The 25,497-nt window shown below is 40.5% G+C and carries 19 protein-coding genes and 1 pseudogene; 15 read left to right on the forward strand and 5 right to left on the reverse strand.

Features of this window, described 5'->3' with window-relative positions; all coding sequences use genetic code 11:
- Nucleotides 1-323: 323 nt before the first annotated feature.
- The gene (locus FJR77_RS03210; RefSeq protein WP_140832619.1) at nt 324-521 is read right to left on the reverse strand and encodes a hypothetical protein; all 198 of its coding nucleotides are present in this window, start codon (nt 519-521) and stop codon (nt 324-326) included.
- 428 nt (nt 522-949) lie between these two features.
- On the opposite strand from FJR77_RS03210, the gene FJR77_RS03215 reads away from it, so the two are divergent.
- Both FJR77_RS03215 and FJR77_RS03220 read left to right on the forward strand, forming a co-directional pair.
- Entirely contained in the window at nt 950-1,708 is a 759-nt protein-coding gene (locus FJR77_RS03215) for an ABC transporter ATP-binding protein (protein ID WP_000173358.1), read from the forward strand.
- 1 nt (nt 1,709) lies between these two features.
- A complete protein-coding gene (locus FJR77_RS03220; protein WP_140832621.1) occupies nt 1,710-3,698 on the forward strand; it encodes an ABC transporter permease in 1,989 nt (662 codons plus the stop codon).
- A 42-nt stretch (nt 3,699-3,740) separates the two neighbouring features.
- Here FJR77_RS03220 and FJR77_RS03225 read toward each other — a convergent pair whose 3' ends face one another.
- Complete coding sequence (locus tag FJR77_RS03225; protein WP_140832623.1) at nt 3,741-4,436, reverse strand: VIT1/CCC1 transporter family protein; 696 nt, start codon at nt 4,434-4,436, stop codon at nt 3,741-3,743.
- A 709-nt stretch (nt 4,437-5,145) separates the two neighbouring features.
- On the opposite strand from FJR77_RS03225, the gene FJR77_RS03230 reads away from it, so the two are divergent.
- The 8 genes from FJR77_RS03230 (at nt 5,146) to FJR77_RS03265 (ending at nt 13,584) form a co-directional block, all read left to right on the forward strand.
- On the forward strand, nt 5,146-6,606 hold the full coding sequence (locus tag FJR77_RS03230; protein WP_140832625.1) for an aminotransferase class I/II-fold pyridoxal phosphate-dependent enzyme: 1,461 nt from the start codon (nt 5,146-5,148) through the stop codon (nt 6,604-6,606).
- Nucleotides 6,607-7,467 (forward strand): polyamine aminopropyltransferase, encoded by an 861-nt coding sequence (gene speE / locus FJR77_RS03235; protein ID WP_000366713.1) that lies wholly within the window; start codon nt 6,607-6,609, stop codon nt 7,465-7,467.
- The gene (locus FJR77_RS03240; protein WP_140832627.1) at nt 7,464-8,723 is read left to right on the forward strand and encodes a saccharopine dehydrogenase family protein; all 1,260 of its coding nucleotides are present in this window, start codon (nt 7,464-7,466) and stop codon (nt 8,721-8,723) included. The genes speE and FJR77_RS03240 overlap by 4 nt, the downstream gene beginning before the upstream one ends.
- Nucleotides 8,723-9,850, forward strand: coding sequence for a carboxynorspermidine decarboxylase (gene nspC / locus FJR77_RS03245; RefSeq protein ID WP_140832629.1), 1,128 nt, complete (start codon nt 8,723-8,725; stop codon nt 9,848-9,850). The genes FJR77_RS03240 and nspC overlap by 1 nt, the downstream gene beginning before the upstream one ends.
- Entirely contained in the window at nt 9,847-10,932 is a 1,086-nt protein-coding gene (gene aguA, locus FJR77_RS03250; protein WP_140832631.1) for an agmatine deiminase, read from the forward strand. Before nspC ends, aguA begins: the two co-directional genes overlap by 4 nt.
- A gap of 9 nt (nt 10,933-10,941) precedes the next feature.
- Entirely contained in the window at nt 10,942-11,817 is an 876-nt protein-coding gene (gene aguB / locus FJR77_RS03255) for an N-carbamoylputrescine amidase (protein WP_140832633.1), read from the forward strand.
- Between the two features lie 190 nt (nt 11,818-12,007).
- Nucleotides 12,008-12,709, forward strand: a complete 702-nt coding sequence (locus FJR77_RS03260) for a response regulator transcription factor (protein ID WP_140832635.1) — start codon at nt 12,008-12,010, stop codon at nt 12,707-12,709.
- On the forward strand, nt 12,706-13,584 hold the full coding sequence (locus tag FJR77_RS03265) for a sensor histidine kinase (RefSeq protein ID WP_140832637.1): 879 nt from the start codon (nt 12,706-12,708) through the stop codon (nt 13,582-13,584). Before FJR77_RS03260 ends, FJR77_RS03265 begins: the two co-directional genes overlap by 4 nt.
- A gap of 146 nt (nt 13,585-13,730) precedes the next feature.
- Here the strand turns inward: FJR77_RS03265 and tnpA are convergent.
- The 3 genes and pseudogenes from tnpA to FJR77_RS03285 form a co-directional block, all read right to left on the reverse strand.
- Nucleotides 13,731-14,245 (reverse strand): annotated as a pseudogene (gene tnpA / locus FJR77_RS03275) (IS200/IS605 family transposase).
- A 234-nt stretch (nt 14,246-14,479) separates the two neighbouring features.
- A complete protein-coding gene (locus tag FJR77_RS03280; protein WP_050220770.1) occupies nt 14,480-14,827 on the reverse strand; it encodes a thioredoxin in 348 nt (115 codons plus the stop codon).
- Between the two features lie 111 nt (nt 14,828-14,938).
- Nucleotides 14,939-16,657 carry a phospho-sugar mutase gene (locus FJR77_RS03285; protein ID WP_140832639.1) on the reverse strand — a complete coding sequence of 573 codons (1,719 nt, stop codon included), beginning with the start codon at nt 16,655-16,657 and terminating at the stop codon, nt 14,939-14,941.
- Nucleotides 16,658-16,810: 153 nt separating this feature from the next.
- Here FJR77_RS03285 and FJR77_RS03290 point away from each other — a divergent pair, with 153 nt between their 5' ends.
- The 5 genes from FJR77_RS03290 to pulA all read left to right on the forward strand — a co-directional run bounded on the left by FJR77_RS03290 (nt 16,811) and on the right by pulA (nt 25,278).
- Nucleotides 16,811-18,712, forward strand: a complete 1,902-nt coding sequence (locus FJR77_RS03290) for an ABC transporter ATP-binding protein (protein ID WP_140860044.1) — start codon at nt 16,811-16,813, stop codon at nt 18,710-18,712.
- A 2-nt stretch (nt 18,713-18,714) separates the two neighbouring features.
- On the forward strand, nt 18,715-19,578 hold the full coding sequence (locus FJR77_RS03295; RefSeq protein WP_140832807.1) for an Rgg family transcriptional regulator: 864 nt from the start codon (nt 18,715-18,717) through the stop codon (nt 19,576-19,578).
- A gap of 79 nt (nt 19,579-19,657) precedes the next feature.
- Nucleotides 19,658-20,836: an MFS transporter gene (locus FJR77_RS03300; RefSeq protein ID WP_140832643.1), complete on the forward strand. Its 1,179-nt coding sequence runs from the start codon at nt 19,658-19,660 to the stop codon at nt 20,834-20,836.
- A 92-nt stretch (nt 20,837-20,928) separates the two neighbouring features.
- The gene (gene ligA / locus FJR77_RS03305; RefSeq protein WP_140832645.1) at nt 20,929-22,887 is read left to right on the forward strand and encodes an NAD-dependent DNA ligase LigA; all 1,959 of its coding nucleotides are present in this window, start codon (nt 20,929-20,931) and stop codon (nt 22,885-22,887) included.
- 111 nt (nt 22,888-22,998) lie between these two features.
- A complete protein-coding gene (gene pulA, locus FJR77_RS03310) occupies nt 22,999-25,278 on the forward strand; it encodes a type I pullulanase (RefSeq protein WP_140832648.1) in 2,280 nt (759 codons plus the stop codon).
- Nucleotides 25,279-25,497: the final 219 nt, after the last annotated feature.

The following is a 25,497-nucleotide window of genomic DNA, read 5'->3' on the forward strand; positions in this document are numbered from 1 at the left end:
ATACCTCAAAAGTCATAGAGCCGTTTTTGTGAGGTTCTACAGAAGATTTGGAATAAGCAAAAAGCTTTAAATCAATAGTCTAAACTGTTTGATTTAAAGCTTTTTTTACTTTTAATAAGATTTTCCCAGCTTCATATACAAACTAATACTCAATGAAAATCAAAGAGCAAACTAGGAAACTAGTCACAGGCTGCTCAAAAAACTGTTTTGAGGTTGTGGATAGAACTGACAGAGTCAGTATCGTATACCTACGGCAAGGCGACGTTGACGTGGTTTGAAGAGATTTTAGAAGAGTATAAAATCATGTTTTTGAACTCATGTTTCTAATCTACTTTTTGTTGCTGAGAGAAAACAGTTTTTGAAAAATGGTGGATGCTGATAACAACTGATAACCAGCAAACAACATAAGCAGTACCTGTAAATTCTGTACCGATAAAGTATGTTTTTTCAACTAAGAGCTGACCGATGAATGGGGAGAGGAGATAGAGAATTCCGATGAGTATATGTTCTTTATGTTTCATTAAAGCGCACCTTCTTTCCTGATGCTTAGAACGACTTACAAGTGTTAAATTGAATGGTGTTTCATCGAAGTAAGCTTACTAGAGTAATAATTTTCGATTCCCTCCTTTTCAAAGTAAGCCTTTTCACACTTATATTTTACAATTTTAAAAATAGGAAATCAAATTATTTTCTAAGTAATTTTGCTTACATTTCCCCCAATCTTACAAAAATGTAAGATTAAAGTCTCTTTTGTAAGGTTAGGTTATGGCAAGCGGTCTTTTTTTGATGTAAACTAGACTCATAAAGAACAAAGGAGTAACATCATGAAACAAATCTTACAGAAGAAAACAAGAAAACCAAGCCATAAAGATATCGAGCGTGTTCAACTGGGATGCGCTATGATGCAAGAGACATTTCATTTGATGGGATATTAAGAAAGGAGATTCTCATGACACTTTTAGATGTAAAACACGTTCAAAAAATTTATAAAACTCGTTTTCAGGGCAACCAAGTAGAGGCCCTCAAGGATATTCACTTTACCGTAGAAAAGGGCGACTACGTTGCTATCATGGGTGAGTCTGGTTCTGGTAAATCCACTCTTCTAAATATCCTAGCTATGCTGGACAAACCAAGTCGTGGTCAGGTTTACCTGAACGGAACAGATACCGCAACCATCAAAAATTCACAGGCTTCGAGTTTCCGGCGTGAAAAGTTGGGTTTCGTCTTCCAAGACTTTAACTTGCTAGATACTCTGTCTGTTAAGGACAATATCTTGCTTCCGCTTGTCTTGTCAAGAAGACCCATTACGGAAATGATGAAGAAATTGGTGGTGACAGCTGAGAATCTGGGGATCAACCAATTGCAAGAGAAGTATCCTTACGAGATTTCAGGTGGGCAGAAACAGCGTGTAGCAGTAGCCCGCGCCATCATCACAGAACCTGAAATTCTCCTTGCGGACGAGCCTACAGGGGCACTTGACTCCAAATCATCTGCAGCCTTACTTGATGTCTTTGATGAAATCAATGAGCGTGGCCAAACCATTCTCATGGTAACCCACTCAACAGCGGCAGCTAGCAGGGCAAAACGTGTGCTCTTTATCAAAGACGGCATTCTTTACAACCAAATCTACCGTGGAGAGAAGACAGAACGTCAGATGTTCCAAGAGATCTCTGATACCTTGACTGTCATGGCAAGCGAGGTGAATTAGTATGTTTCGATTAACCAATAAGTTAGCGGTATCGAACTTGATTAAAAACCGCAAACTCTACTATCCTTTTGCTCTGGCTGTTCTCTTGGCAGTCACCGTCACCTATCTCTTTTACTCTCTAACCTTCAATCCCAAGATTGCTGAAATCCGTGGAGGAACAACCATTCAGGCTACACTTGGATTTGGTATGGTTGTCGTCACCCTTGCGTCAGCCATTATCGTCCTCTATGCCAATAGTTTTGTCATGAAAAATCGTTCCAAGGAACTGGGAATTTATGGCATGTTGGGATTGGAAAAGCGCCATTTAATCAGTATGACCTTTAAGGAGTTAGTGGTATTTGGGATTCTAACTGTTGGAGCGGGTATCGGTATTGGAGCCTTGTTTGACAAGTTAATTTTCGCTTTCTTGCTCAAACTGATGAAATTGAAGGTTGAGCTGGTCGCTACCTTCCAAATGAATGTTGTCATTGCAGTACTTGTTGTTTTCGGTTTGATTTTCCTAGGCCTCATGTTCCTGAATGCCCTTCGAATTGCCCGTATGAATGCCCTCCAGCTCTCGCGTGAGAAAGCAAGCGGAGAGAAAAAAGGTCGCTTCCTTCCTCTCCAAACGATTCTTGGTTCGATTAGTTTAGGGATTGGCTATTATCTTGCCCTTACGGTAAAAGATCCTCTCACAGCCCTAACAACTTTCTTCCTAGCTGTTTTGCTGGTTATCTTTGGTACCTATCTCTTGTTTAATGCAGGAATTACCGTTTTCCTCCAAATCTTAAAGAAAAACAAAAAATACTATTACCAACCTAATAACCTCATCTCAGTGTCCAACTTGATTTTCCGTATGAAGAAAAATGCGGTTGGGCTAGCAACTATCGCTATCTTGTCAACAATGGTTTTGGTAACCATGTCTGCAGCGACAAGTATTTTCAATGCCTCAGAATCCTTTAAAAAAGTTCTGAATCCTCATGATTTTGGGGTTTCAGGGCAAAATGTTGAAAAAGAAGATTTGGACAAACTCTTGAGCCAGTTTGCAAGTGACAAAGGTTATAAGATTAAAGAGAAAGAAGTTCTTCGTTACGCTTACTTTGGTGTTGCAAACCAAGAAGGTAGCAAGTTAACCCTTTTTGAAAAAGGACAAAATCGTGTCCAACCCACAACAGTTTTCATGGTATTTGACCAAAAAGATTATGAAAATATGACTGGCCAAAAACTGTCTCTATCAGGAAATGAGGTCGGACTCTTTGCAAAGAATGAGGGAGTTAAAGAACAGAAAGCTCTAACTCTAAATGATCATCAATTTTCTGTAAAAGAAGAATTTAATACAGATTTTATTGTGAACCATGTACCAAATCAGTTTAATATTTTTACTACTGATTACAATTACCTTGTTGTACCTGATTTACAAGCATTTTTAGACCAATTTCCAGATTCGGCTATCTATAATCAGCTTTACGGTGGTATGAATGTAAATGCCAACGAAGAAGAACAACTCAAGGTCGCTGAAGAATATGATAAATACCTCAATCAGTTTAATGCTCAATTAAACACGGAAGGTAGCTATGTGTATGGTAGCAATCTAGCAGATGCTAGTGCTCAAATGAGTGCCCTCTTTGGCGGTGTCTTCTTTATCGGTATTTTCCTATCCATTATCTTTATGGTCGGAACCGTTCTGGTCATCTACTACAAACAAATTTCTGAAGGATATGAAGACCGTGAGCGCTTTATTATCTTGCAGAAAGTCGGTTTAGATCAAAAGCAAATCAAGCAAACCATCAACAAACAGGTTTTAACTGTTTTCTTCCTTCCTTTGCTTTTTGCCTTCATACATCTAGCCTTTGCCTACCATATGCTTAGTCTGATTTTAAAAGTGATTGGTGTAATAGATACGAATATGATGTTGATTGTGACCTTGTCTATCTGCGCTATCTTCCTCATCGCCTATGTGCTGATTTTCATGATTACTTCAAGAAGTTATCGCAAGATTGTCCAAATGTAAAAAAAGATACCTCGACTTCAAAATCGAGGTATTTCTTGTGTTTTAAATGCTGAAAAGTTGTCCGAGCAGGAAGGTAACTCCCATGGTCAAGAGGCCAATAGCTAGGTTCCGAATCATAGCTGTTTTGGTTGGAGCTTTTCCAAGTTTGGCACTAGTGTAACCAGTGAGAAGAAGGGCGACACCGACGATAAGGACAGTAGCAGGGATGCGGTATTCACTTGGGAAAATGGTAATTGAAAGCATTGGTGGTAAGCTACCAAGGAAAAAGGCAACAAAACTAGAAATGGCAGCATGCCAAGGATTTGTAAACTCTTCATACTCAATCCCATATTTTTCCTCTACCAAAGCCTTGAGCGGATTATTTAAAAAGGCTTTGTTGGTGAGAAGTTGGGCTGATGTTTCACACTCGCCATTTTGAATATAGGCAGCATAGAGAGACTTTTTGGCTAGTTCCATATCTTGGTCTAGCAAGACTTGCTCACGCGCAACGGCTGCTTCCTCGGTATCTTTTTGAGTTGAAACGGACACATATTCTCCGCCTGCCATTGAAAAGGCACCTGCCAAAATAGCTGCAAATCCTGATAAAAAGATAATCCAGATATTGCTCGTAGCACTAGCAACCCCGATAACCACACCAGCGATGGAAATAATCCCATCATTAGCACCAAGAACACCTGCACGCAGGACATTTAAACGACCTGCAAAATTTGAATCGATTTCGTGATTTGTTTCTGACATACTATACTCCTTTTTATCCAGTATAAAGGAAACAGGTAATGAAATCAATCTTTTAAAAGTATCTGAAAAAAGTTGCACGATTTTAATGATATAAAAATGTCGACATCTTCTCTGATAGATCAAATACCGAAGGGAAGGAGTATAGAATAGCATAAAAAATTTTAAATTAAATACGATAAACATTTTGTTCACTTTATAATCGTTTACAAGAAAAGATTTATTGATATTTTTTACATAAACCAAAGAGTTTACGAACATATTTTTATTTTTTATCAAAAAATGCTTTACAAGTTCTTAAAAACATGTTATAGTAATAAAGCTTAGAAAATGAGATGATGTTTTCTAGCAAATATAAACCCGAGTAAAAAATGCCTACGGACAGGCAGGGTTGAATGCCGAAGCGTGGTTGAAAAACCACATTATTGATAGGGTTAAAAGCCTACTTTTATAAGTTGATGTTAGGATACTTGTCCTAATTCATAAATTTTTAGTGTGGTGAAAGCACACGTCATCTTGTGAAACGATCAATAAAGTACGTAATATTTGCTACTAGAGAGTTAGGAAACATCAGGAACAGACATACTCAAAAGAAACAAACATAAAAACGTCAGAAGATTGCAGAGCAGGTGAAAACCTGCTCTTTTTTCATGAGTCAACCTTTAGTTCCTTAGTTTTCATAAGGTCCTAAAAATATTGAAAGGAGTATGTCTTGAAAGAGTTAGATCAAAACCAAGCCCCTATTTATGAGGCCTTGGTGAAGTTACGCAAGAAAAGGATTGTTCCCTTTGATGTTCCAGGTCACAAGCGTGGACGGGGAAATCCAGAACTTGTCGAACTGTTAGGAGAAAAATGTGTAGGCATTGATGTCAATTCGATGAAACCTTTGGATAATTTAGGGCATCCTATTTCGATTATTCGAGATGCAGAGGAGCTGGCAGCTGATGCTTTTGGAGCTAGCCATGCTTTTCTCATGATTGGTGGAACAACTTCATCGGTGCAGACTATGATTTTGTCAACCTGCAAGGCAGGAGATAAGATTATTTTGCCACGAAATGTCCATAAATCTGCTATTAATGCACTTGTTCTATGTGGTGCCATTCCCATCTATATCGAGATGAGTGTAGATCCTAAGATTGGTATCGCTTTAGGTCTTGAAAATGACCGAGTAGCACAGGCCATAAAGGACCATCCAGATGCTAAGGCCATTTTGATTAACAATCCTACTTACTACGGAATCTGTTCAGACCTAAAGGGGTTGACAGAAATGGCTCATAAAGCTGGCATGCTGGTTTTAGTAGATGAAGCCCACGGAGCGCATTTGCATTTCACTGATAAACTTCCAATTTCTGCTATGGATGCAGGTGCTGATATGGCAGCAGTCTCCATGCATAAGTCTGGTGGGAGTTTGACACAAAGTTCGATTCTTTTAATCGGGGAGCAGATGAATCCTGAATACGTACGTCAGATTATCAATCTTACCCAGTCAACATCTGCTTCTTACCTGTTGATGGCTAGTCTGGATATTTCGCGTCGCAACTTGGCTCTTCGAGGTAAAGAGTCTTTTGAGAAGGTCATTGAGTTATCAGAGTATGCTCGCCGTGAAATCAATGCTATCGGTGGCTACTATGCTTACTCAAAAGAGTTAATAGATGGTGTGTCGGTATGTGATTTTGATGTAACCAAGCTGTCAGTTTACACTCAGGGTATTGGCTTAACAGGTATCGAGGTTTATGACCTCCTACGAGACGAATACGACATTCAGATTGAGTTTGGTGATATTGGCAATATCTTGGCCTATATTTCGATTGGTGACCGTATCCAAGACATCGAGCGCTTGGTTGGTGCTCTTGCTGATATCAAGAGACTCTATTCACGAGACGGGAAGGACTTGATAGCTGGAGAATATATTCAGCCCGAGTTGGTGTTATCTCCTCAGGAAGCCTTCTATTCAGAGAGAAGAAGTTTGTCTTTAGACGAATCTGTTGGACATGTCTGTGGGGAATTTGTCATGTGCTATCCTCCAGGAATTCCTATCTTGGCTCCTGGTGAACGCATTACACGAGAAATTGTAGATTATATCCAATTTGCCAAGGAACGTGGTTGCTCCCTCCAAGGGACGGAAGATCCAGAGGTCAATCACATCAACGTCATTAAGAGAAAGGAGAACTAGATGGATTTATGGTTTTCTGAAGTTCATACTCCAGATGTCAAATTGTCCCTGAGAACAGCCAAGCAACTCTACGCTGGTAAAAGTGAATGGCAGGATATTGAAGTTCTAGATACGCCAGCTTTTGGAAAGATCTTGATTTTAAATGGGCACGTCTTGTTCTCAGATGCTGATGATTTTGTCTACAATGAAATGACCGTTCATGTTCCCATGGCTGTCCACCCAAATCCCAAGAAAGTCTTGGTAATAGGGGGTGGTGACGGTGGTGTTGCCCAAGTATTAACACTCTATCCTGAGCTGGAACAAATCGATATTGTAGAACCTGATGAGATGTTGGTTGAGGTTTGTCGTGAGTATTTCCCAGATTTTGCCGCAGGGCTAGATGATCCTCGTGTTACCATTTACTACCAAAATGGGCTACGCTTTTTGCGAAACTGCGAAGATGATTACGATATTATCATCAACGATGCGACAGATCCCTTTGGACATACGGAAGGGCTCTTTACCAAGGAATTTTACGGAAACAGTTACAGAGCCTTGAAAGAAGACGGCATCATGATTTACCAGCATGGGAGTCCCTTCTTTGACGAAGATGAGTCGGCTTGCCGAAGTATGCACCGTAAGGTTAATCAAGCCTTTCCAATCAGTCGGGTCTACCAAGCCCACATCCCAACTAGCCCTGCTGGTTATTGGTTGTTTGGATTTGCTTCGAAAAAATACCACCCTGTCAAAGATTTTGACAAGGAAGGCTGGAAAAAACGCCAGCTTTTCACAGAATACTACACTGCAAACTTACATGTGGGAGCCTTTATGTTGCCCAAGTATGTTGAGGACATTTTAGAAGAAGAGGAAGGAAAAAAATGAGTCGTTTACTAGTTATTGGATGTGGGGGAGTTGCCCAAGTTGCTATTTCAAAGATTTGCCAAGATAGCGAAACTTTTAAAGAAATTATGATTGCTAGCCGTACTAAGTCAAAATGTGATGACTTGAAGGCTAAATTAGAAGGCAAAACAAATACTAATATTGAGACAGCTGCCCTTGACGCTGACAAGGTAGAAGAAGTGATTGCCCTGATTGAAAGCTACAAACCAGAAGCTGTTTTGAACGTAGCTTTACCATATCAAGATTTAACAATTATGGATGCTTGTTTGGCAACAGGTGTTCACTATATCGATACAGCTAACTACGAAGCCGAGGATACAGAAGACCCTGAATGGCGTGCTATTTATGAGAAACGTTGTAAGGATCTTGGTTTTACAGCTTACTTTGACTACTCATGGCAGTGGGCTTATCAAGAGAAATTCAAAGAAGCAGGCTTGACTGCTCTTCTTGGTTCTGGTTTCGACCCAGGTGTGACCAGTGTCTTTTCAGCTTATGCCCTCAAACACTATTTTGATGAAATCCACTATATCGACATTTTAGACTGTAATGGTGGTGACCACGGTTATCCATTTGCAACAAACTTTAACCCAGAAATCAATCTACGCGAGGTTTCTGCGCCAGGTTCTTACTGGGAAGATGGTAAGTGGGTTGAAGTGGAAGCTATGTCAATCAAGCGTGAGTACGATTTCCCTCAGGTCGGACAAAAAGACATGTATCTCCTTCACCATGAAGAAATTGAATCACTGGCTAAAAATATTCCTGGAGTCAAACGAATTCGTTTCTTTATGACTTTTGGCCAATCTTATCTAACCCACATGAAATGCTTGGAAAACGTTGGTCTCCTTCGTACGGATACTATTAATTTCAATGGTCAAGACATCGTTCCAATCCAATTCTTAAAAGCCTTGCTTCCAGATCCTGCCAGCCTTGGCCCACGCACCGTTGGTAAAACCAATATCGGCTGTATCTTTACAGGTGTCAAAGATGGCGTTGAAAAGACCATCTACATCTACAATGTCTGCGACCATCAAGAATGTTACGCAGAAGTTGGTTCACAAGCCATTTCTTACACGACTGGCGTTCCAGCCATGATTGGGACAAAATTGGTTATGAACGGTAATTGGAAACAAGCTGGAGTGTATAACCTTGAAGAATTGGATCCAGATCCATTCATGGAAGCTTTAAATGAGTATGGTTTACCTTGGGTTGTGGTTGAAAATCCACAAATGGTGGACTGATGAAGTTAGAACAAGTACCAACACCAGCATATGTTATTGACTTGGCCAAGTTAGAAGCCAATTGCCGTATCCTAAATTATGTTCAAGAAGAAGCTGGCTGCAAGGTTTTGCTTGCCCAGAAGGCTTATTCCCTCTACAAAACCTATCCCTTGATTAGCCAGTATCTATCAGGTACGACAGCCAGTGGACTCTATGAGGCCAAATTGGCAAGGGAAGAATTTCCTGGTGAAGTCCATGTTTTTGCGCCAGCTTTCAAGGATGCAGACTTGGAGGAATTGCTGGAGATAACGGACCATATCGTCTTTAACTCAGAGAGACAGTTGCGTAAACATGGGGCCCGTTGTCGTGAAGCTGGTATCAGTGTCGGTCTACGCCTCAATCCTAAATGTTCAACGCAGGGTGACCACGCGCTCTATGACCCTTGTGCACCAGGCTCTCGTTTTGGAGTCACTCTAGACAAGATTCCTAGTGATTTACTAGATTTGGTGGATGGTCTTCATTTTCACACCCTTTGTGAGCAGGGAGCAGATGATTTAGAGACAACTTTGAAAGCAGTAGAAGCGCAGTTTGGTTCTTATTTACATGAAGTAAAATGGCTCAACATGGGTGGTGGTCATCACATCACAAGAGAAGATTATGATGTGGATTTGCTGATTTCAGAACTAAAGCGTATCCGAGAAACTTACAATCTTGAAGTCTATATCGAGCCGGGTGAAGCCATTGCGCTCAATGCAGGTTATCTAGCAACCGAGGTATTAGATATTGTAGAAAACGATATGGAAATCTTGGTTTTAGATGCCTCTGCGACTTGCCATATGCCTGATGTACTTGAGATGCCCTATCGTCCACCTTTGAGAAATGGCTTTGAGGCACAGGAAAAAGCTCATACCTACAGACTTTCTTCTAATACCTGTCTGACGGGCGATGTAATTGGTGATTATAGTTTTGAAAATCCAGTCCAAATCGGTGATAGACTTTATTTCGAAGACATGGCCATTTATTCTTTTGTCAAAAATAATACTTTTAATGGTATTGGATTGCCAAGTCTCTATCTCATGGACGAACAGGGAGACTGCAGCTTAGTCAAAGCCTTTGGCTATCAAGATTTTAAAGGGAGATTATCATGATGGACAGTCCAAAAAAATTAGGCTATCGTATGCCAGCAGAGTACGAACCCCATCATGGTACCCTCATGATATGGCCGACTCGACCAGGTTCATGGCCCTTTCAAGGTAAGGCAGCTAAAAAAGCTTTTAGCCAGATTATAAAAACCATAGCAGAAGGGGAAAGAGTCTATCTTTTGGTGGAGCAAGATTATCTATCTGAAGCCCAATCCTATCTTGGAGACAAGGTCGTTTATCTAGATATTCAGACAAATGATGCCTGGGCTAGAGATACAGGACCGACCATTCTCCTCAATGATAAAAGGGAAAAGTTGGCAGTAGATTGGGCTTTTAATGCCTGGGGTGGCACCTATGACGGTCTTTATCAAGACTATGAAGATGATGACCAAGTAGCCAGTCGTTTTGCTGAGGCCTTGGAAATGCCTGTTTACGATGCCAAACCTTTTGTGCTAGAAGGCGGAGCGATACACAGCGATGGACAAGGAACCATTCTCGTAACTGAAAGTTGCTTGCTTAGTCCTGGTCGCAATCCTCACCTGACTAAAGAGGAAATTGAGAATACCTTATTAGAGTGCCTTGGCGCTGAAAAAGTTATTTGGCTTCCTTATGGTATTTATCAGGACGAAACCAATGAACACGTTGATAATGTTGCTGCCTTTGTTGGTCCTGCAGAACTTGTTTTGGCTTGGACGGACGACGAAAGTGATCCCCAATACGCCATGTCAAAAGCAGATCTCGAACTCTTAGAGCAAGAGACAGATGCAAAAGGTCGTCCCTTCACCATTCATAAATTGCCTATTCCTGCAGTTCGACAAGTTGTGACAGAAGAGGATTTGCCAGGCTACATCTATGAAGAAGGAGAAGAAGAGCGATACGCAGGTGAAAGGCTTGCTGCTTCCTATGTCAATTTCTATATCGCTAACAAGGCTGTCTTGGTTCCACAGTTTGATGATGTAAACGACCAAGTAGCCTTAGATATCCTCAGTAAGTGTTTCCCAGACCGTAAAGTTGTCGGAATTCCAGCCAGAGATATTCTTTTAGGTGGTGGCAATATCCACTGTATCACCCAACAAATCCCAGAATAGGAGAAAAAGATGAGAAATGTAAAAGTTTCAGCTATTCAGATGCAATGCGCTAAGGATGTGGCAACAAATATCCAAACCGCAGAGCGTTTAGTACGTCAGGCTGCAGAACAAGGTGCACAAATTATTCTCTTACCCGAGTTGTTTGAACGTCCATACTTTTGTCAGGAACGTCAGTATGACTACTACCAGCATGCCCAGTCGGTGACAGACAATACTGCCATTCAGCATTTTAAAACCATTGCCAAGGAGTTAAAGGTCGTTTTACCAATCAGTTTCTATGAAAAAGATGGCAATGTCTTGTATAACTCTATTGCTGTCATTGATGCAGATGGTGAGGTGCTAGGTGTTTATCGGAAGACTCACATACCAGACGACCATTACTATCAAGAGAAATTCTATTTCACACCTGGCAACACAGGCTTCAAGGTCTGGGATACTCGCTATGCCAAGATTGGTATTGGTATCTGTTGGGATCAATGGTTCCCTGAAACAGCGCGCTGTCTTGCGTTAAATGGTGCTGAATTGCTCTTTTATCCTACAGCTATCGGTTCAGAGCCAATTTTGGATACAGATAGTTGTGATCATTGGCAACGTACCATGCAAGGGCACGCAGCAGCAAATATTGTCCCAGTTATTGCAGCCAATCGCTATGGCTTGGAAGAAGTCACTCCAAGTGAGGAAAATGGCGGACAGAGTTCCAATCTTGACTTCTACGGTTCCTCCTTTATGACGGATGAAACAGGAGCTATTCTAGAACGAGCTGAAAGACAAGCTGAAGCTGTTCTGTTAGCTACTTATGACCTTGATAAGGGAGCAAGCGAACGCCTAAACTGGGGCTTGTTTCGAGATAGAAGACCCGAAATGTATCAACGCATTACGGACTAGTAGGAGAGAAATGAGAGATTCATTCTGCTAGACTCGTTTTCACTAGCAACTATAAGGATACAATGTTATCTAGTAAATGTATTTTATATTTTAACCCTCTAAGGCTCTCTCGCGCTTTTATGCGAGGAGCTTTTCTGTTTAAGTTTTATCAATAAAACATGCTATAATAGTTGCAGAAAGGTTGGTATTTATGGCTAGGATATTGGTTATTGAAGACAATAGTGACATTCAAGAGATTTTGCGAACACTTCTTACTGAGGAGCATGAGGTAATTCAAGCCTTTTCTGGTACAGAAGGAATCATGCGTTTTGACCAAGGTGGGATTGATCTTGTTTTGCTAGATATCATGCTTCCTGGGAAAAATGGGGATCAGGTTTTAAAAGCCATCAGGGAACAAAGTCAAATTCCAGTCATTATGCTAACGGCTCTGAGTGATAAAAAGTTAATCAGTCAATATCTCTTAGACGGTGCCAATGATTACATAGTCAAACCTTTTGATTTGGATGAAGTCTTTGCTAGAGTTACTGTTCAATTACGCCAAAGTGCAGAAAAACAGCCTATGGAAATAGGAAAAACTGAAAATTTGTCACAAAACTTGAAAAATATCCAGTTTGATTCAGAAAGTTTTGAAATCAAAAATAGTCAGGAAATGATTCGCCTTGCCAAGAAAGAATGCTTAATTCTCCAAACTCTCCTTAAATACCCTAAGAAAATTTTCACCAAGGAAGAACTTTATGAATTGGTCTGGGAGGATAGCTATCTACCCGGAGATAATACCCTCAATACGCATTTGAGTAATCTTCGTAAAAAATTAAACCAGCTTGACCCAAATCAAGAATATATTGAAACCATCTGGGGAGTTGGGGTAAGATTAAAAGGAGACAAGCAATGACCTACATGATAATCTTTATCCTACTGGTACTCTTAATTATTTTATCGATTGCATTGATTCGCTACCATCTAGCACTTAAAAACTTGAGTCAACAGATTGAAGACAAGATTCTCACGGGTAGTATGAAAAGAGTCGGAATCAGTATTTTTTCCAAACATTTTTTACATCTCTACCAGCAGATTGAGAATCTATTTCAGGAAGTAGAGCAGTCTCGATTGGTTATGAAAAGGGAAAAGCAGACTCTGGATATGGCCATCAGCAATATCGCTCATGATATTCGGACACCTCTGACTATCGCTTCAGGCTACACCCAACAATTGATAAAAACTCCTGAAAACAAAGCAGAAACCCTACAAAAAATAGCCCAGCATCTTGATTTAGTTTCCAAACGTTTGGAGGCTCTCCTAGAATATCGTCGTTTGATGGAAGGAGCTGTCAAACCGAAACTGGAAGAAGTGGATTTTTCAACTTTTATTACCAAGAAGACTCTGGCTTATTATGATGTTTTTCAGGCGGCAAATATCACTCTTGATTTTAAGGTTGAAGCTGGTTTGAAAATGAGGACTGATGAAGACTTGCTGGATCGAATTTTACAAAATTTGCTTGGAAATGTCCTCAAACATGGCAAGGAAGAAGCACGCCTATCTTTGAGAAAGGAAAAGGAACAGCTTGTCTTAGAGATTGCAAACCTTGTCAAACAGCCCATCAAAAGAATAGAAAATCTCAGCAACCGTTTTTATTCTGAAAATCTATCTGATACGGAAGAATCCTCTGGTTTAGGCCTTTATATCACTGAGGAATTATGTCATCTTCTCGGTGCAGAGATGAAACTAAGCACAGATGGGCAATGGTTGTCGGTTTTCATTTACTTTTAACGAAAAGAGGCTCGGCAAAAACTAGCTTCTAAATCATAACCACCCGTCTAACGGATGGTTTGTCCCAGGGCTATAAGCCCAAATTACCGGCCAGCGCCTAAAGACGCTGGCTTTCACTTTGTTCAAACCTTATTGCTCTTGACTCGTCACTTACCACTATCCCTAAAGGGATCCTCATATTCTTTTACAGTTAATTTATCTAGTGCTATATCATGCTTTACTCGTTCTCAAATTGTCATACTCGTGAAGAAATCATTCACTGGATCATTTCTTTACTCTTGAATATATTTCTTAATTGTAGCTTCATTGAGTCCCACCGTACTCATATAATAACCTTCCGCCCAGAAATGCCGATTCCCAAACTTGTACTTGAGATTGGCGTGTTTATCGAACATCATGAGTGCACTTTAATCTTTTAAATCCTCCATGAAACTTGAAGCGCTTATCCTTGGTGAAATACTGACTAACATATGCACATGGTCTGGCATTAAGTGACCCTCGATAATTTCAACTCCTTTATAACTACACAAGCGATGAAATATTTCGCCTAAACTACTTCTATATTGATTATAGATGACTTTTCGTCTATACTTAGGGTTGAGCATAATGTGATAGAACAGTGCCACTTTGTGTGTGATAAACTATGAGCCTTTTGTGCCATATTTTTGACTCTTTCGCTTTACAATTGCCTTGAAGAGCTTTATTGTATCGTGTTTGGAGTTTTTTTGGTACAACCTTCGACGCGTACCTGCATAGCGGGCGGTTTTTTTGTCTCGCACCTAACAGAGCGAGACGGACTGAAAGTCACATAAGAAAACGAGTATCTCCAACTACGGAAATGCTCGTTTTTGATAGTTAGAAGTGGGGTTTTGCTCAACCTTCTTTTTTATATCTTTTACAATCCTGCGAAATCTTTGATTTCTTGTGCTGACATTGAAGAGTCGCAACGGACATTGATTTGTCCATCTGCAACATGAACAAAACCTGGTACAGTTGGAATTCCATAGCGTGAGCGGAATTCTTGCAACTCATTGAGTTGGCTTGGTTCTTCACTGTTGATGAAGTAAATGTGAGCTTTGGTTTCAGCTACGACACCTGACAATGTACCTGCAAATTTACGGCAGTAAGGGCAAGTTTTACGACCGATGAAGAAGGTTGCAGTTTCTTTCTTATCAAGAGCTTCTTGCGCACGCGCAACTGTAGTGACTTCAAGGTCTTTGATATTATCTAAAAATTGTTCCATGAGATTACCTCGCTTTCATTGATAAGTCTAGTATGCCATAAAGTTTCTAAAATTGCTTAGATTTGATACGAAAAAAAGATGAGATTGGTTGGTCTCATCTTTTATAGGGCTTTATTTTATAAAAGCATTGATTTCTGCTTCGATGTTAGCAATCTTAGCTTGTGATTCTTCGTTTGTTTCACCTACAACTGCAATGTAGAACTTGATTTTTGGTTCTGTACCTGAAGGGCGAACGGCAATCCATGAACCGTCAGCAAGTGTGTATTTCAACACATCACTTGGAGGAGTTGTTAAGTTTGTAACAGTTCCGTCAGCAGCAGTGGCAGTTTGAGCCTTGAAGTCTTCTACGACCGTAATAGCTGTTGCGTTCCATTCTTTTGGAGCATTGTTACGGAATTTAGCCATAATCGCTTTGATTTGTTCAGCACCATCGACACCAGAAAGGGTAACAGAGATAGTCTTTTCTGCGTAGTAGCCGTACTCTTTGTAGATTTCTTCGATACCGTCAGCAAGGGTCAAACCACGTGAACGGTAGTAGGCAGCAAGTTCAGCAACGACAAGAACAGCTTGGATAGCATCTTTATCACGTACGAATGGTTTAATCAAGTAACCGAAGCTTTCTTCAAATCCCATCATGTAAGTGTGGTTGTGTTTTTCTTCGAATTCTTGAATTTTTTCAGCGATGAATTTGAAACCAGTCAAGACGTTGAACATAGTTGCGCCGTAGCTTTCAGCAATCTTCGTTACCAAGTCAGTTGATACGATAGATTTACATAGGGCTGCATTTTCAGGAAGAGTTCCAGCATTTTTGTGGGCTTCCAAGATGTATTTAGCCATGATAGCACCGATTTGGTTACCTGAAAGGTTGAGGTAGCTACCATCTTTTTGAAGAACTTCCACACCAACACGGTCAGCATCAGGGTCAGTTGCGACAAGAACATCTGCACCAACTTGACGACCAAGTTCTTCAGCAAGTGCAAAGGCTGCTTGGCTTTCTGGGTTTGGAGATTTTACAGTTGAGAAGTCTGGGTCAGCAGTTGCTTGCGCTTCAACGACTTGAACAGAGTCAAATCCTGCTTGGGCAAGAGCACGACGAGCCAACATTTCACCAGTACCATGAAGTGGTGTGTAGACAATTTTCATGTCTTTACCGAATTCTTCAATCAAGGCTGGGTTGATGTTTACATCTTTGACTTCTTTGAGGTATTCTACATCGACAGCTTCGCCGATAACTTCAATCAAGCCAGAAGCTTTTTCAGCTTCCACATCAGCAACTTCTACCGCAAATGGATTTTCGATTGCACGGATATAAGTAGTCAAAGCGTCCGCGTCGTGTGGAGGCATTTGTCCACCATCTTCACCGTAAACCTTGTATCCGTTAAATGGTGCAGGGTTGTGGCTGGCTGTGACCATGATACCTGCGAAACAGTTGAGGTGACGAACTGCAAATGATAGTTCTGGAGTTGGACGAAGGCTTTCAAATACATAAGATTTGATGCCATGTTTAGCAAGAACTGCCGCAGATTCAAAGGCAAACTCTGGTGAGAAGTGACGGCTATCGTAGGCGATTGCGACACCACGTTCTTTTTCGTTTCCGCCTTTTGACTCAATCAAACGAGCCAATCCTTCAGTAGCTTGACGAACAACGTAGATGTTGATGCGGTTTGTACCAGCACCAATCAAACCACGCATACCTGCAGTACCAAATTCAAGATTTGTATAGAAGGCATCTTCCTTTGTTTTTTCGTCCATATTTTCCAAATCTTGACGAAGGTAGTCAGGAAGCTCCGCAAAATCAACCCATTTCTGGTAATTTTCTTGGTAAGACATTGAAATTCTCCTTTTTGTAAATTGTTTTAACCGTTCACATTATAGCACTTTTTAGCGTTTTAGTAAAACGGTAGCATAATTTTCAGAAAAGTGGTGTCATATGCCGGTTTATCAAGTCTTGAATGCCTTAGGGAAACATGCTATACTACTTGTATGATTATTTTACAAGCTAATAAAATTGAACGTTCTTTTGCAGGAGAGGTTCTTTTTGATAATATCAACCTGCAAGTTGATGAACGAGATCGAATTGCCCTTGTTGGAAAAAATGGTGCAGGTAAGTCTACTCTTTTGAAGATTTTGGTTGGAGAAGAGGAGCCAACTAGTGGAGAAATCAATAAGAAAAAAGATATTTCTCTGTCTTATCTAGCCCAAGATAGCCGTTTTGAGTCTGAAAATACCATCTACGATGAGATGCTTCATGTTTTTGATGACTTACGTCGGACGGAGAAACAACTTCGTCAGATGGAATTGGAGATGGGTGAAAAATCTGGTGAAGATTTGGATAAACTGATGTCAGATTACGACCGTTTATCTGAAAATTTTCGCCAAGCAGGTGGCTTTACCTATGAAGCTGATATACGAGCGATTTTGAATGGATTTAAGTTTGATGAATCTATGTGGCAGATGAAAATTGCTGAGCTTTCTGGTGGGCAAAATACTCGTCTGGCACTTGCAAAAATGCTTCTTGAAAAGCCAAATCTCTTGGTCTTGGACGAGCCAACCAACCACTTGGATATCGAAACCATTGCCTGGCTAGAGAATTACTTGGTAAATTATAGCGGTGCCCTCATTATCGTCAGCCACGACCGTTATTTCTTGGACAAGGTTGCGACAATTACGCTGGATTTGACCAAGCATTCCTTGGATCGCTATGTGGGCAATTACTCTCGCTTTGTCGAGCTGAAGGAGCAGAAGCTAGCTACTGAGGCAAAAAATTATGAAAAGCAACAGAAGGAAATCGCTGCTCTGGAAGACTTTGTCAATCGTAATCTAGTCCGTGCTTCAACGACCAAACGTGCCCAATCTCGACGTAAACAACTGGAAAAAATGGAGCGTTTGGACAAACCTGAAGCTGGCAAGAAATCAGCCAATATGACTTTCCAGTCGGAAAAAACGTCAGGTAATGTTGTCTTGACTGTTGAAAATGCGGCTATTGGCTATGATGGGGAAGTACTGTCACAACCGATTAATTTAGACCTTCGTAAGATGAATGCTGTCGCTATTGTTGGTCCAAATGGTATTGGGAAATCAACCTTTATCAAATCTATCGTGGACCAGATTCCTTTTATCAAGGGAGAGAAGCGCTTTGGCGCTAATGTTGAGGTTGGTTACTATGACCAGACGCAAAGCAAGCTGACACCAAGTAATACGGTACTTGATGAACTTTGGAATGATTTCAAACTGACACCAGAAGTTGAAATTCGCAACCGTCTTGGTGCCTTCCTTTTCTCAGGAGATGATGTTAAAAAATCAGTGGGCATGCTGTCAGGTGGCGAGAAAGCTCGTCTGCTTTTGGCTAAATTGTCTATGGAAAACAACAACTTCTTGATTCTGGACGAGCCAACCAACCACTTGGATATTGATAGCAAGGAAGTGTTGGAAAATGCCTTGATTGACTTTGATGGAACCTTGCTTTTTGTCAGCCACGACCGTTACTTTATCAATCGTGTGGCAACTCATGTACTGGAATTGTCTGAGAATGGTTCGACTCTTTATCTGGGAGATTACGACTACTATGTTGAGAAGAAAGCAGAAGTAGAAATGACTCAGGCTGAAGAAGCTTCAACTAACAATCAAGCAAAAGAAGCAAGTCCAATTAATGACTATCAAGCTCAGAAAGAAAGTCAAAAAGAAGTCCGCAAGCTCATGCGACAAATCGAAAGTCTAGAAGCTGAAATTGAAGAGTTAGAAAGTCAAAGCCAAGCCATTTCTGAACAAATGTTGGAAACCAACGATGCAGGTAAACTCATGGAATTGCAGGCTGAACTGGATAAAATCAGCCATCGTCAGGAAGAAGCTATGCTTGAATGGGAAGAATTATCAGAGCAGGTGTAAAGATGGAACATCTTGGAAAAGTATTTCGTGAATTTCGAACAAGTGGAAATTATTCTTTAAAGGAGGCGGCAGGGGAATCCTGTTCAACATCTCAGTTATCTCGCTTTGAGCTTGGGGAGTCTGACCTAGCAGTCTCACGTTTCTTTGAGCTTTTGGATAACATTCATGTAACAATCGAAAATTTCATGGATAAGGCAAGGAATTTTCATAATCATGAACATGTTGCCATGATGGGACAAATTGTACCCCTTTACTATTCAAATGATATTGCAGGTTTTCAAAAGCTTCAAAGAGAACAACTTGAAAAGGCTAAGAGTTCGACGAATCCCCTTTATTTTGAGCTGAACTGGATTTTGATGCAAGGTCTGATTTGTCAAAGAGATGCGACTTATGATATGAAGCAGGATGATTTGGATAAGGTAGCAGATTATCTCTTCAAAACAGAAGAATGGACCATGTATGAATTGATTCTTTTCGGGAATCTCTATAGTTTCTACGATGTAGACTATGTCACTCGGATTGGTAGAGAAGTTATGGAGAGGGAAGAATTTTACCAAGAGATTGGTCGCCATAAGAGATTGGTGTTGATTTTGGCCCTCAATTGTTACCAGCATTGTTTAGAGCACCTTTCTTTCGAAAATGCAAGCTATTTTGAGACTTATACAGAGAAGATTATTGGTAAAGGGATCAAGCTGTATGAGCGTAATATTTTCCATTATCTAAAAGGCTTTTCCTTGTACCAAAAAGGAAAGTGTAAAGAAGGCTGTAAGCAGATGAAAGAGGCCATGCGTATTTTTGACCTACTAGGTCTTCCAGAGCAAGTAGCCTACTATCAGGAACACTACGAAAAATTTGTCAAAGATTAATTTTCCCAAATAAGGGAAAAATGAAAAAGCTCCTTTCGGTTTTGATACAATAGTTTCAAAATTTGAGAGGAGTTTTTATATGAATCGCTATGCAGTACAGTTGATTAGCCGTGGAGCTGTTAACAAAATAGGGAATATGCTCTATGATTATGGAAATAGTGTCTGGTTGGCTTCCATGGGAACTATCGGACAGACAGTTTTAGGAATGTATCAGATTTCTGAACTCGTCACATCTATTCTCATCAACCCCTTTGGCGGAGTCGTTTCAGACCGTTTTTCTCGTCGTAGGATTTTAATGACGACAGACCTTGTTTGTGGGATTCTTTGTCTGGCTATTTCTTTTATAAGAAATGACAGCTGGATGATTGGGGCTTTGATTGTTGCCAATATTGTTCAGGCGGTTGCCTTTGCATTTTCTCGTACAGCCAATAAAGCTATTATAACTGAAGTGGTGGAGAAAGATGAGATTGTGATCTATAACTCTCGCTTAGAACTAGTTTTGCAGGTTGTAGGTGTTAGTTCTCCTGTTCTTTCCTTCCTTGTTTTACAATTTGCAAGTCTCCATATGACGCTATTACTAGACTCGCTGACTTTTTTCATTGCTTTTGTTCTAGTGGCTTTCCTTCCAAAAGAGGAAGCAAAAGTTCAAGAGAAAAAAGCTTTTACTGGGAGAGATATTTTTGTAGATATCAAGGATGGGTTACACTATATCTGGCATCAGCAAGAAATTTTCTTCCTTTTGCTAGTAGCTTCCAGCGTTAATTTCTTTTTTGCCGCTTTTGAATTTCTCCTCCCCTTTTCGAATCAGCTTTATGGGTCAGAAGGAGCCTATGCAAGTATTTTAACTATGGGGGCTATTGGTTCCATCATTGGGGCTCTTCTAGCTAGTAAAATTAAAGCTAATGTTTATAATCTTTTGATTTTACTGGCTTTGACAGGTGTCGGAGTTTTTATGATGGGATTACCACTTCCAAATTTGCTTTCCTTTTCTGGAAATTTAGTTTGTGAATTGTTTATGACGATTTTTAATATTCACTTTTTTACTCAAGTACAAACCAAGGTTGAGAGCGAATTTCTTGGGAGAGTACTGAGTACAATTTTTACCTTAGCTATTCTATTTATGCCTATTGCGAAAGGATTTATGACAGTCTTGCCAAGTGTACATATCTCTTCTTTCCTGATAATTGGAAGTGGTGTTATCATCTTGTCTTGTATATCGTTTATTTATGTTCGAACTCGTTTTGAAAAAGAGACATAAGTCTGTTTGAGTTTTAAAAATAATTCTAATCTGAGTGTTTTTTCCGCCCTTCTCGTTTGTGAGGAGGGCTTAGTTTATGGTAAAATGGTTTTATGAATAAAAGAATGAATGAGTTAGTCGCCTTGCTCAACCGCTATGCGGCTGAGTACTATACCAGCGATAATCCCTCGGTTTCAGACAGTGAGTATGATCGCCTTTACCGTGAGTTGGTTGAGTTAGAAACTGCCTATCCAGATCAAGTATTAGCAGATAGTCCGACCCATCGTGTTGGTGGCAAGGTTTTAGATGGTTTTGAAAAATACAGTCATCAGTATCCTCTTTATAGTTTGCAGGATGCTTTTTCACGTGAGGAACTTGATGCTTTTGATGCGCGTGTTCGTAAGGAAGTGGCTCATCCGACCTATATTTGTGAACTGAAAATCGATGGCTTATCTATCTCGCTTACTTATGAAAAGGGGATTCTAGTTGCAGGTGCAACACGTGGAGATGGTTCTATTGGTGAAAATATCACAGAAAATCTTAAGCGTGTTAAGGACATTCCTTTGACCTTGTCAGAAGAGCTAGATATCACAGTTCGTGGGGAATGTTACATGCCACGCGCTTCTTTTGACCAGGTCAACCAAGCTCGCCAAGAAAATGGAGAGTCTGAATTTGCCAATCCTCGTAATGCGGCGGCAGGAACCTTGCGTCAGTTGGATACAGCAGTAGTTGCCAAGCGCAATCTTGCAACGTTCCTCTATCAAGAAGCCAGTCCTTCAACTCGTGACAGCCAAGAAAAGGTTTTGAAGCACCTAGAACAGCTCGGTTTTGTAGTCAATCCTAAGCGGATTTTGGCTGAAAACATAGATGAAATCTGGCATTTTATCCAAGAAGTAGGAGAGGAACGGGAGAATCTGTCTTATGATATCGATGGGGTGGTGATCAAGATCAATGACCTAGCAGGTCAAGAAGAACTTGGCTTTACCGTTAAGGCACCAAAGTGGGCAGTAGCCTACAAGTTTCCTGCTGAGGAAAAAGAAGCTCAACTCTTATCAGTTGATTGGACAGTTGGCCGTACCGGTGTTGTGACTCCAACTGCTAATCTGACCCCTGTTCAGCTTGCTGGAACAACTGTTAGTCGTGCGACCCTGCATAATGTGGATTATATTGCTGAAAAAGATATCCGCAAAGACGACACGGTTATCGTCTATAAGGCTGGGGACATCATCCCTGCCGTTTTACGTGTCGTAGAGTCCAAACGGGTTTCTGAAGAAAAACTAGATATCCCTACAAACTGCCCAAGTTGTGACTCTGACTTGTTGCACTTTGAATATGAAGTGGCCCTTCGTTGTATCAATCCGCGTTGCCCTGCTCAAATCATGGAAGGTTTGATCCACTTTGCCTCTCGAGATGCCATGAATATTACAGGCCTTGGTCCATCAGTAGTTGAGAAACTCTTTGCTGCCAATTTAGTTAAGGATGTGGCGGATATTTACCGCTTGAAAGAAGACGATTTCCTCCTTTTAGAGGGTGTTAAGGAAAAGTCTGCTGCTAAACTGTATCAAGCCATTCAAGCATCTAAGGAAAATTCAGCTGAGAAACTATTGTTTGGTTTGGGAATTCGCCATGTCGGAAGCAAGGCTAGTCAGCTCTTACTCCAACATTTTCATTCAATCGAAAATCTAGCTCAGGCAGCTCCAGAGGAAGTGGCTAGTATTGAGAGTCTGGGTTGTGTGATTGCCAAGAGTCTCCAGACTTATTTTGCGACAGAAGGCTCTGAAATTCTCCTCAGAGAATTGAAAGAAGCTGGGGTCAATCTGGACTATAAAGGACAGACTGTTGTAGCAGATGCGGCCTTGTCAGGTTTGACCGTTGTATTGACAGGAAAATTGGAACGGCTCAAGCGCTCAGAAGCTAAAAGCAAACTCGAAAGTCTGGGTGCAAAAGTAACAGGCAGTGTTTCTAAAAAGACAGACCTTGTTGTGGCAGGAGCAGATGCTGGAAGTAAACTGCAAAAAGCACAAGAACTTGGTATCGAAGTTCGAGATGAAGCTTGGCTAGAAAGCTTGTAATAATCGTTTAAAATCAGAGTTTAGACAGTATAACTAGTTTGTTAATCAGGACAAAATCGGTCAAAAATTTATTAGTGAAATAGAAACAAATCAAAAAAGGAAAAATAAAAAATGTTTAATTACCCTATTCGCATTCATTACCATCGCAAGAATGGAGAATACGACACTTGCTCTTTTGTAAAAAGCCAGGACCAGCGAATTGATTTGCTAACCTACAAAGAAGATTATTTTGGCGCTTTATTTAGTTTTGAACACCCAAGTTCTCATGCCTTAGAAAGCTTGAATTTTGTGGTTCACACAGGTCAAACCAGTAAAGAATATGCCATCCGTTTTAATCACTATCCCCTCTTAACAGAGGTCTGGATTTTGGAAGGGGATGATAGAATTTATTATTCTGAAAATCCTGCTATTGCCAGTCCTTTCTATAAGAATCAAAATCCTTTTGCCTTTGACAAGGCTATTAACAGTGCTAGTTTTGATCACCATTGGGGCTACCAAGGTGAATTGGGTTGCCGTGTAGAGGACAATCAGGCTCGTTTTGCCCTTTGGGCTCCAACAGCGACAGAAGTACAAGTGGTGGTGTATGAATCTACATCAAATGATGCTCCTGTTTGGAAGACCTTTGAGATGGAGAGAGGCAATAGCTACTCCTATAATCATAAGGACAATACAATCGGTGTCTGGAGTTTGGATGTTGAGGAAGATTTGACTGGTAAGGCTTATCAGTATCAAGTTCAATTCCCTCATCACCAAACCTTGACACGCGACCCATACACTATCGCAACCAGTCCTGATGGCAAACGTTCAGCTATTCTGAGTCATGAAGAAAAGCAAGTTGCAAACTTCGAGGTCAAGCACGGTTCAGAGGCTACTTGGCGCTTGGCAAATCCATGTAAGGCAGTTATTTGTGAAATGCATATTCGTGATTTGACCAAATCACCGACCTCAGGTGTGGATGAATATCTTCGAGGAACTTTCTTGGGTGCTGCCCAGACTGGAACGGTTAACCAGTACGGTCAGTCAACTGCTTTTGATTACATCAAGAAGCTGGGCTATAATTATGTTCAGTTGCAACCAATTGCAGACCGTCACAAAGAATATGATGCGGATGGGAATGTGACCTACAACTGGGGTTATGATCCACAAAACTATAACGCACCAGAAACCAGCCTTTCAACTAATCCAGAGGATCCAGCTCAGGTCATTCGTGATTTGAAGACCATGGTTCAAGCTTATCATGATGCGGGTATTGGTGTCATTATGGATGTGGTCTATAATCATACCTTCTCAGTAGTTGATGCACCTTTCCAAACAACTGTCCCTGATTATTATTATCGTATGAATCCAGACGGTACCTTCCAGAATGGAACGGGTGTTGGAAATGAAACAGCCAGCGAACATGAAATGTTCCGCAAGTACATGATTGATTCTCTCCTATACTGGGTGCAGGAATACAATATTGACGGCTTCCGTTTTGATTTGATGGGGATTCATGATGTCAAGACCATGCAGATGATTCGTCAGAGTTTGGATGAAATTGACCCTAACATTATCCTTTATGGAGAAGGATGGGATATGGGAACAGGTCTTGCGCCTTATGATAAGGCCAAGAAAGACAATGCCTACCAGATGCCAAATATTGGTTTCTTTAATGACAATCAGCGTGATGCTGTCAAAGGTGGAGAAGTTTACGGTGCAATCAAGTCAGGTTTTGTCAGCGGTGCTGCGACAGAGCCAATTCTAGCCAAAGCAATCCTAGGCAGTCGTGAATTAGGAACCTATACACATCCAAATCAAGTACTTAACTATGTGGAAGCCCATGACAATTACAATCTTCACGATTTGTTGGCAACCCTACATCCAGACCAAAGTTCAGAGCAAATCATGCGCAAGGTTGAGACAGCCACAGCCATGAATCTGCTCATGCAAGGGATGGCCTTTATGGAAATCGGTCAAGAATTTGGTCGTACCAAACTAGTTGCGACTGGTGAGAATGGTGAGTTGACACATGATGATAGAGAGCGTGCTATGAATAGCTATAACGCTCCTGACAGTGTGAATCAAGTCAACTGGGATTTGATTAATGAGCGTCAAGACAGTATTGACTTTATCCGTCAGATGATTCGATTGAAGACAGAAACCAGTGCCTTTTCTTACCCTACTTATGAAGAAATTTACCATCATGTTTTTGTTCATTCAGCAAATGAACATAGTGGTTGGATTGTCTATGAGATTCATGGAGAAGAACACCTATTGATTGTCTTTAATGCAAAAGGAGATGCGTTCCAGTTTGAAAATGCAGGAAATCTAGAACTCTTGGTGACCAATAGTCCTTCTGATGAGGAAAACAAAGTTGGTGGTGTCAGTGTTAGCATTTTTAAAGTACTATAGATGTTAGTTCGTCTTTTGGTATCTCTTTTATAAATATTTGAAAAAACAAATCAGGAAATTCGTTTTCTGATTTGTTTTTTTAGCTGAAAACACTACTTTTATTAGTAAAATAGCGAACTTTATGATAATATTGTTAAAAAACAATTCGTTTTCAAAGCATTTCTGAAAATTTTCTTGATTTACAAGTGAACACATCAGTGAATTTATTGAAGACTTTCA

Source organism: Streptococcus shenyangsis (assembly GCF_006385785.1).
Classification (GTDB): Bacteria; Bacillota; Bacilli; order Lactobacillales; family Streptococcaceae; genus Streptococcus; species Streptococcus shenyangsis.